Genomic DNA, 7924 nt, shown 5'->3' on the forward strand with positions numbered 1-7924 from the left:
AAGCCGGACTACCAAAGCCATACAAAAAAGATGCCTTGTGGAGTCCGAGCTATTTTGCGTCATCCGTTGGTGGCGCACCTGTCGAGATTCTCAAGCAATACATTGAGAATCAGAGAAAGCCGTCCTAGAAGGCTTGCCCTGAGCTAAGTCGAAGGGACGGGGTTTTAAACCCAAGTTTTTCGATAAACAAAGGTGCATCTCAATGGATGTAAAAACACGAAGCTCTGGGTAGGTTGGACTTCGGCAACGCTGCCGTCCACGGGTGGAACGGAGTGGAACCCAACAGCCGCTCGGAAAGCGTCAGCGGTGCGTAGCACTATCGACTACGGAAGCTCGTATCCGATGAATTTACATCTTTGAGATGCACCCTCTTAATTTTGGCTTTGTAACGGCTCTCTACGAAATCGCTTTTTCCAAACGGGCTTTATCCAAACCGCGAGCGTTCAACACCAGCCAAGACTGAATCAAATCCGGTCCTTGAACCGAACCCGTCAATCCCGCACGGAGAGACTTCATCACTAAGCCTTTTTTGACCTTCAGTTCCTTTGTGACTTGCTTGATAATGTCTTTCGCTGCATCTTCGGTCAGTTCCGAGGTTTCGGCGAGTTTGTCGCGAACCGCCGTCAAGACTTCCGGAACCTGTTCGATCGCCAGTTGCTGCTGCGCTTTTTCATCGTACTCCACAGACTGGACAAATAAGGCGCGGCTCATCTCCACAGCGTCCGGTAACACTGTTAAACTGGGGCCGATAACTTGGGCGATTTGCACCAACCAGGCGCGATCGCGCTCCGCGTCGAACTCGAATCCCGCCGCTTTCCAGTAGGGAATCAACTTTTCGAGAAGTTCGTCAACGGGGAGATCGTGCAGCACTTGACCGTTGAGCCAGTTTAATTTATCCCAGTCGAACCGCGCTCCGGCTTTATTGACGCGATCGAACCCGAATTTTTGCGCCGCCTCTCCTAAAGTAAAGCGTTCTTCATTGTCCGGGGGCGACCACCCCAACAAAGCCATATAGTTGGCTAACGCTTCGGCAGTATAACCCAGGTTGCGGAACTCTGAAACGGAGGTCGCACCGTCGCGTTTGGAGAGTTTTTGACCCTTTTGATTCAAAATTAGCGGCGTGTGGGCGAATTCCGGCGCAGTTTTCCCGAGAGCTTCGTACAGCAAAATCTGTTTGGCGGTGTTGGCGATGTGGTCTTCACCACGAATCACGTGGCTGATGTTCATATCGATATCGTCCACCACCACGGCCAGGTTATATAACGGTTGACCGATTTCGCCGGGTTTGGCTGCGCGAGCGATCGCCATGTCACCGCCGAGGTCGCTTCCTTTCCAGGTTAGCGTTCCCCGAACCAGGTCGTTCCAAACAATTTGGCGATCGTCGTCGATTTTAAAACGAACGACCGCCGTGCGCCCTTCATCTTCAAAAGCTTTTTGCTGTTCTGGGGTCAGGTTGCGGTGTCGGTTGTCGTAGCGGGGGGCTTGTTTGGCCGCTTTCTGCGCTTCCCGCATGGCCTTGAGTTCTTCCGGGGTGCAGTAGCAGCGATAGGCCAAGCCTTTATCGAGGAGGGTTTGGACGGCGTTTTTATACAAGTCCATCCGTTGGGATTGATACAGCGGCCCTTCGTCCCAATCTAAACCCAGCCAGCGCAAGCCGTCGAGAATGTTTTCAGTAAACTCGGGTTTCGATCGCTCCAAATCCGTGTCTTCGATTCGCAACACGAACTGACCCCCGTGATGCTTCGCAAAGAGCCAGTTGAAGACCGCCGTGCGTGCGGTGCCGATGTGTAGGTTCCCCGTCGGCGAGGGGGCGAGACGAACTCGAACAGACACAGTTAGTTATCTCCGAACTTCGCTATAACCTTTCGATCTTACGGGAATCTTTGTGTTTTGGGGAATCTCGATCTCGCGGAATTCTCGCTGTCGCGCGTTCCCAAACCAGAGAAAAGAGGTAAGATTTCAACCTTACCCCTGTTTCGCTTTTGAGATGTTAAAACGGGACTGACGGGGCTCGAACCCGCAACTTCCGCCGTGACAGGGCGGTGCTCTGACCAATTGAACTACAGTCCCCTATATCGGGAGCCTTGTGCAGAGAGGCGAGTTTGTTGCTCCCTGACTTCAGGCGCAATATCTATTATGCCTAGAGGATCGGGGTTTGTCAAACATTTTTTCAATTTTTTTTTTCGACACTGCAAAAAAATTCTTCAAACCCTTACCTCAAAAGAGTTTTAAGGTTTCGGATCGTAGGCGATCGCCCGTCTCGAAGCGCGATCGCCTATAGTTCAAGTTAAATGTAACGCTCCGAAACCCGTCATATCCGCAAGTTCCTTGGACGATCTGGCCTCTTTCGACCTCCCTACCCTCAAGCGATCGCTGCGACGTTTTTTTCGTCACCCTTGGGTCAACGCCGCAGCGATCGTATTGATTGTCGTCTCTGTCTCCCTCGTCCTGACAGAATTTTCGCTTCCTGAAGGCGCTCCCGAAATCGAATCCCTCTCTCGCATCAACCGCACCATCTCCGTTATCTTCACCCTCGAACTGACACTGCGGGCGTTTTGCGCTCACGCCAAACGTCAGTTTTTACGGGAATACTGGCTCGACGTTCTCGCGATCGTGCCGATTTTGCGGCCGTTTCGCATCGTGCGCGTGATGCGTCTGTTAGGGACGTTTCAAACCTCTCGCTGGTTCAACCCAGTGTATCGGTACGCTCAAGCCCTACCCGCGTTCCTCCGTCGGGGTGCGACGGAATATTTCCTCGTCTTCGGACTGCTGATGACCACAATTGTCTTTAGCAGTGCGGCGATGTTAGTCTTCGAGCGCGGTCGAAATCCCCAGATCGACAACCTCACCGATGCGTTTTGGTTTAGTCTGTATTCGGTATTTGCTGGGGAACCGATTCCCGGCCTCCCGATTTCTGTTGGGGGACGGTTCGTGTCGCTGTTCGTTCTGTTGATGGGAATGGTGACGTTTGCGATTTTGACGGGAACGGTATCGGCGTTTGTGATCGAACAGTTAAGGACGAAGCCGATGGCGATCGAATGGGAAGAATTCAGCGACCATATTATTATTTGTGGTTGGAATAAAAAAGCCGAAATTATCGTTCGAGAGTACCGCGCCGCCCGCCGCAACAAACGGTTACCCATTGTAGCGATCGCCCAACTCGATAGAGATCCGCCGTTTTCCGATCCGACACTCAAAAACTGCGTTTATTTCATTCACGACGATTTCACGAAAGTTTCAGTCTTAGAAAAAGCGGGAATCCGACGGGCGAAAACCTGTATTATTTTGTCAGATAAAACCTTGGGACGAACCGATCGCGACGCGGACGCTCGCACGATTTTAGCGGCGTTGACGGCTGAAAAGCTCAATCGTGCTGTTTACACCTGCGCCGAACTCATCAATCGAGAATACGGCTCCCATCTCGATATGGGTCACGTGAACGATTACGTCGTCAGCGAAGAACAAAGTGGCTTTTTACTCGCACAAGCTGCCCTCAGCCCCGGACTGTTGCGGTTGTTTTCCGAGTTGATGACCTACGAGCGCGGCAATCAGTTTTATGTATTTAATATTCCTGAAGAATGGGTCGGACAAACGTTTTTCGATCTGTTCGTGTACTTAAAGAAAACGCAAAATGCTATTTTAGTCGGCGTTCACGATCTCGATGGGGGATTTTTCGTCAATCCCGATCGCTATGTATTTAAAGAAAGCGATCGTGCGATTGCGATCGCTCGGGACGATCTTGAGTTGTAACGTGCGGAGTTAATCGCCCGTCAAAAATCCATATTTGTCTAAAATTGCCTGACTCTCAGAACCCGCAACGAACTCGACAAACGATCGCGCCGCTTCGGGTTCCTCTGATTGACCGACGACGGCGATGGGATAGCGAATCGGTTCGCTGAAATCGGCGGGAATGGGAAACGCCACCCGCACGCGATCGCTAATCGCCGCATCCGTTTGATAGACGATCGCCGCATCGACACTGTTTTGTTCGACGTAAGCCAGGACTTGACGCACGTTTTCAGCAAACACTAGGGTTTGTGCGGTTTCGAGTTCCCCGTACAATTGCGCCGCTTCTAAGGCTTGTTTGGCATATCGTCCGGCGGGAACTGTATCGGGATTTCCCATAGCCAGGCGATCGATCTCTGGGGTTTTTAACTCGTCGAGGGATTTCAGCGAAACCTCGCTTTCTTGGGGAACCACAACGACGATGCGGTTGGCGGCGAATACCCGGCGCGTTTCGGGATCGATGAGTCCTTGACGTTCTAACTCGTCCATCGGTTTCTGCGCGGCACTGGCGAAGACATCCACGGGAGCCTGCTGTTCGATTTGACGCTGTAAAGTTCCCGAGGCGGCGAAATTGAGTCGAACGTCGATATTCGGATAGCGTTCCTCAAACTGTTCTGCTAGGTCTGTCATCGCATCCGTCAGAGATGCAGCGGCGGCGACAGTCAAGGTCGTCGTGTCAGAGGCGGTTTCTGGAGCTGTGGCGGAGGGAGACTCGATCGCACAAGCGGCCAGGGGCAATAGCAGTAAAAGCAACCCGAGACGTGCCATTTTTTTTTATATCTATACGAGCAATAAGTGATTAATATATACGTTAATTAACTGTCTCCCAGAAAACTGTGACCGAGCCTACCGAAGTGCCGAAATGTTCAGAGCGATCGCGCCCTCGACTGCCAGAGGTGAAGGCGCAGCGACGGCAGTTTCGGGTAATGTAGATATAAGCTCGCCTATCTGGAGCCATCGTCGGTGAGTCTGGCGTTTTTCGTCGAACTGGGTTCCAAGCTTTTCACGACGCCTAGCGCAAGCGGTTACAAACATCGATGAGCGTAACGACTTCCGTATTGGAAGATTTGCTGCAAGCCCTCCCGAACCTGCGATCGCAGGTGTATTTCAAGTCTTCACTGATCGCGCTGTCTCACGCCATGGAAGACCAAGTGTTGGCGAGCGACGATCGCCCCTTGGTGGTGGCCAGTTTTCAACGAGAGCGATTTTACCGCATCGAAGCCAAACGATACCTCAAAATTGCCCGAGCGACGCCACAAGTTTACGTTCTCGCCGCCCCAGAGAGCGAATTTGCCAATCGCTCCCTCGAATACGAAACCATCGCCTTCGATCCTGGCGAACCCCTCAGCCAAGAATGGAACCTGGTCGTCTTAACTCGGAACTACGGAACCTGTCTCGTCTGCCAAGAACGACATATCCCCGACGGCGAAACCAGTTGGCTGAAAAAAACGGTTCTCGATCTCGATCCGGCTCGACGGTTTGAAGGAATTTGGACCTTCGATCGCGACGCCAGTCTGTTCGCAGCCGATCGCCTGCTCGATCGCATCCTCGTCTACCGCCCCGAACTGGCTGAAAAAGTCGCCGACGCACGGGAAACCTATGGCATCGACAGCCAGGGCCTCGAACCGTCTCCCGAAACCGTGCCTGCAAAATCCCAGCGCGATCGCCTAGTTTTAACGGACAACCCACCCAGCATCAACCCCGGGCCGTTTGCCGAACGGCTGATCGCCTACTTGCAAGCCGGACAATACAAACTGCTCAAAGCCTACCGTTCTATCTCCGCCCAGGAGGAAAAAGAACGCCTCGTCAACTCCATCACCTCTGCCATTCGCGAATCCCTCGATCCCAACGAAATCTTAGAAGTAGCGGTCGGCGAGTTAGGACAAGCCCTCGATGTCTGCCGTTGCTCGATCTACCGCTGTAAAGACAACGACGTCACCACCACCATCGCCCACGAATACGCTCGTCCCGAGGTATCCTCCCTGGTGGGCGAAACCTGGCAGTTACGAGATAACCCCTTGTTTCGGGAAGTCGCCACCCGTAAAACGGGCGTGTATGTGGACGATACCAGCGAGGCGAGCAACGCTCTCGTTCGCACGATTTCGCAACTCCTCACTCGGTCTAGCGAGACGGGGTCTTCTGGCCTCGGCGACTCAGAAGCCTTTCGCATCAGCACCGCAGAAGGAAAACACCCAGAGGTGCGATCGACCTTTGCCGAACTCGTCGAACGCTGGGAAATCGGCGCCTGGTTGATGATGCCCGTGCTATATCGCGGCCGTCTCCTCGGAATTATCGAGTTACACCATTGTCGCGGTTGTCCCCACGCCTGGGGCGAAGACGAATTGGCTCTGGTCAACACCATCGCCACGCAAATCGGGACGGCGTTGATTCAAGCGGAAACCTACGCCCACCTCGAAGACCTCAACCAGCAACTCGAAGCCTTAGAACGGACGCGCAGCAATTTAATTGCCATTACGGGACACGAACTGCGAACGCCCCTCTCGACGATTCAAATTTGTCTCGAAAGTCTGGCCAGCGAACCGGATATGGCACCAGAACTGCGGCAAGTGATGCTCAATACCGCCCTGGCCGATGCCGATCGCCTGCGAGAATTAGTACAGGACTTTTTGACCCTGTCTCGCTTTGAAAGCGGACGCGTCGAGTGGCATTTAGAACCGCTCTCGTTACGGGAATGTGTGGATTTGTCTCTCAGTAGCGTTCACACCCGTTACGATCGCGATCGCTTACCCGAACTCGTTATCGACGTACCGGAGGAGTTACCCTTGGTGCAAGCTGACGGGGAATGGCTGGTACAGGTTCTCAGCAAACTCCTCGATAACGCCTGTAAGTTTACGCCCGATGACGGCACGATAACCGTTCGCGCCCACCCGAGCGGTTATCGCACCGTTAAAGTGACGGTAGCCGACACGGGACGAGGTATCGAACCCGATCGCGTCGAAGCCATCTTCGAGCGGTTTTACCAGGAAGAAGGGGCCCTGCGCCGCACCACTGGCGGCACGGGGTTGGGACTGGCAATCTGTCGCCAAGCCATCCAACGCTGGGGCGGTCAGGTGTGGGCGGAGTCGGAGGGCAAGGATCGCGGCAGTCGATTCCACTTTACAATTCCTATCCTCGAAGACGGGCGTAACTCACGCCGCTCCCCCGGACAAAGCAAAGGGGTTTCGGCGTCCTCGAAGCGTCGGCGATCGTGAGGGGGCGGTCGTGAAAACTGTTACATTTGTTGACGATATCGATCGCCCTTGCGGAAGTCGGTGATAGGATGCCGATCGAACTCTTAAATCTCGTTCGATAAACTATGGCAGAAGAACTCACTGGAAAAACTCCGATTTTCGGTGGTAGCACGGGCGGTTTGCTGACCAAAGCGGACGTCGAAGAAAAATACGCCATCACCTGGACCAGTTCTAAAGAACAAGTTTTTGAAATGCCCACCGGTGGTGCGGCGATCATGAACGAAGGGGAAAACTTGCTGTACTTGGCTCGCAAGGAGCAGTGCCTGGCTTTGGGTACGCAACTGCGGACGAAGTTCAAGCCTAAAATCGAAGATTTTAAAATCTATCGGATTTACCCCAACGGTGAAATGGAATATCTCCATCCGAAAGATGGTGTGTTCCCTGAAAAAGTTAATGAAGGCCGTCCCTTCAATAACAAGGTCGATCGCAACATCGGTAAGAATCCCGAACCCGCTAAACTGAAGTTCAGCGGCAAGCAACCCTTCGAGGTTTAGGCTTCGATTTCAGGTTGAGTTTGGAGAATGTGGAGAGTTTTTTACTCTCTACATTCTCTTTTTTGGAAGGCTTCTGGATTTGCCTTACAAAATGTAGCTGAGTTTACGTAATATGTCTCGATCGATGTTTGACATACTCACGCCCGCTGAAGCCGGGCGTGATTCTTGACTGTTCCCAGCAACTCGCCTCCGAAGAGGTCTTACAGTCGCTCCCCGTCCGTTTAAGGTCGTGCCGATGCCCCATGCCGACCATTTCTATATTTCTCGCAGCGTTTTCGTCGCGGTCGTGTTCAGTTTCACAACTCAAGCACACGACCGAACGTACTGATAGGTCTAATTTGCCCCACTTAAAACCACACTCCGAGCAAACTTGGCTCGTAGGCTCCCATCGGT

At 53.0% G+C, this 7924-nt stretch carries 7 protein-coding genes and 1 tRNA gene; 4 read left to right on the top strand and 4 right to left on the bottom strand.

Translation table 11 applies throughout. The features are described from left to right. Positions 1-128 (top strand): transposase (locus POG22_RS08090; protein WP_498904563.1); only part of this gene is annotated, 128 nt, incomplete at its 5' end. 268 nt (positions 129-396) lie between these two features. On the opposite strand, the gene gltX is transcribed toward POG22_RS08090, so the two are convergent. Both gltX and POG22_RS08100 read right to left on the bottom strand, forming a co-directional pair. Then, positions 397-1833 (bottom strand): glutamate--tRNA ligase, encoded by a 1437-nt coding sequence (gltX, locus tag POG22_RS08095; RefSeq protein ID WP_498904631.1) that lies wholly within the window; start codon positions 1831-1833, stop codon positions 397-399. 163 nt (positions 1834-1996) lie between these two features. After that, positions 1997-2070, bottom strand: a tRNA-Asp gene (locus tag POG22_RS08100). 258 nt (positions 2071-2328) lie between these two features. On the opposite strand from POG22_RS08100, the gene POG22_RS08105 reads away from it, so the two are divergent. Next, positions 2329-3750: an ion transporter gene (locus POG22_RS08105; RefSeq protein ID WP_498904632.1), complete on the top strand. Its 1422-nt coding sequence runs from the start codon at positions 2329-2331 to the stop codon at positions 3748-3750. Between the two features lie 9 nt (positions 3751-3759). On the opposite strand, the gene modA is transcribed toward POG22_RS08105, so the two are convergent. Beyond that, positions 3760-4554 (bottom strand): molybdate ABC transporter substrate-binding protein, encoded by a 795-nt coding sequence (gene modA, locus POG22_RS08110; protein WP_498904634.1) that lies wholly within the window; start codon positions 4552-4554, stop codon positions 3760-3762. A 269-nt stretch (positions 4555-4823) separates the two neighbouring features. On the opposite strand from modA, the gene POG22_RS08115 reads away from it, so the two are divergent. Together POG22_RS08115 and POG22_RS08120 are read left to right on the top strand one after the other, a co-directional pair. Beyond that, positions 4824-6998, top strand: a complete 2175-nt coding sequence (locus POG22_RS08115; protein WP_498904636.1) for a DICT sensory domain-containing protein — start codon at positions 4824-4826, stop codon at positions 6996-6998. Positions 6999-7102: 104 nt separating this feature from the next. Beyond that, on the top strand, positions 7103-7531 hold the full coding sequence (locus POG22_RS08120; protein WP_017662216.1) for a photosystem I reaction center subunit II PsaD: 429 nt from the start codon (positions 7103-7105) through the stop codon (positions 7529-7531). A gap of 103 nt (positions 7532-7634) precedes the next feature. Here the strand turns inward: POG22_RS08120 and POG22_RS08125 are convergent. Next, positions 7635-7924: zinc ribbon domain-containing protein (locus POG22_RS08125; RefSeq protein ID WP_498904638.1), on the bottom strand; the 290-nt coding region annotated here is incomplete at its 5' end.

Origin of the sequence: Geitlerinema sp. CS-897, from assembly GCF_028368005.1 — a bacterium.
Lineage (GTDB): Bacteria > Cyanobacteriota > Cyanobacteriia > Cyanobacteriales > Geitlerinemataceae > Baaleninema > Baaleninema simplex.